Origin of the sequence: Pseudomonas sp. URMO17WK12:I9 (genome assembly GCF_900230165.1) — a bacterium.
Taxonomy (GTDB): Bacteria; Pseudomonadota; Gammaproteobacteria; order Pseudomonadales; family Pseudomonadaceae; genus Aquipseudomonas; species Aquipseudomonas fulva.
The window spans coordinates 1-1208 of record NZ_OCMQ01000026.1 but is presented as its reverse complement, the minus strand read 5'-3'; the positions used below and the strand labels follow the sequence as shown (position 1 = coordinate 1208).

The 1208-nt window shown below is 57.7% G+C and carries 1 protein-coding gene; it reads left to right on the top strand.

From position 1 onward, the window contains the following. A partial coding sequence (locus tag CRP40_RS21670) for an immunoglobulin-like domain-containing protein (protein ID WP_345770223.1) occupies positions 1–1208 on the top strand: 1208 nt, incomplete at both ends.

Here is a 1208-nt window from a genome sequence, read left to right as displayed (position 1 = left end):
GGCCAGGTCATCACTGTTGAGGCTGGCAAGACTCAGGGCAGCATCGACTTCCAGACCCCGGCCAACGATGTTTACAACAACGGCTCGACCGTTAGCGTGACCATCGACAGCGCCACGGGCGGTAACTTCGAAAAACTGACCGCAAGCCCCACGCCAGCTTCCACGGTCATCAACGACAGTATCGACACCGTCACTGTCAGCATCGCCAGTAACGGCAATGTGACCGAAGATCAGCAGCCGTCCTTTACGGTCAAAGTCAGTCAAGCCTTGGACCGTCCGCTTACTGTCACCCTGTCCAATGGTGACAAAGTCACCATCGAGGCTGGAAAAACCGAGGTCGAGTACAAGCTCGCCGCACAAGGCGACGATGTCATCAAGGATCCAAGCTCGGTCACGCTAGGTGTGACCGACGCTAGCGTCCCGGGTGCCACGTTCGAAAACCTCGTCATCGGTGGCCCGGCAACAGTCGAAATTTCCGACACCATCAGCGAAGTCATCGCAACCCTTACAGCGGACAAGGCGACTGTTACAGAGGGCGGGCAAGTTACCTACACCGTAACCCTGAGCAACGCTCAAGGCTTGCCTGTCACTCAACATGGGGCACTGACGTTCACGCTGACTGACGGGACCAAAGTCACTATTCCAGCCAACAGCATCTCTGGCAGCACCACCATTGCCGTTGGCGATGATGTGTACATGGGTGGCCAGCCTGCTCTGGCGAACAAGCTGGAGTCGGTTTCGGGTGGGGATAACTTCGAGAAGCTGACGCTGGGCAATGACGTTGTAACCACTACAGTAACTGACGAGCCGGGCTCGGGTACTCCTGGCACTGGCAACCAAGGTGACCTTGTCCAGGTCACTATCACCGCCGACCAAGCCTCCGTCGCCGAAAACGTCAAACCAACGTTCACCGTGCAGATCAACAAAGCCCTGGCCAACGACTTGGTCGTGACCCTGAGCAACAACGCTCAAGTCACCATCAAGGCTGGTCAGACCTCCGTGTCTTACGAGCACGCGGCACAAGGTGACGACGTTTATAAAGATTCGGGCGAAATCAGCGTGGGCATCAAGTCGGCAGCCGACGCGGGCGGCCGCACCTTCGAAAACCTGCAGCTGGGCAACGATGCCTCGGTCAAGGTCACCGACACCATCGATGAAGTTGTAGCCAAGCTGACCGCGACCACTTCGGTTGCCGAGGGCGGCGAGAT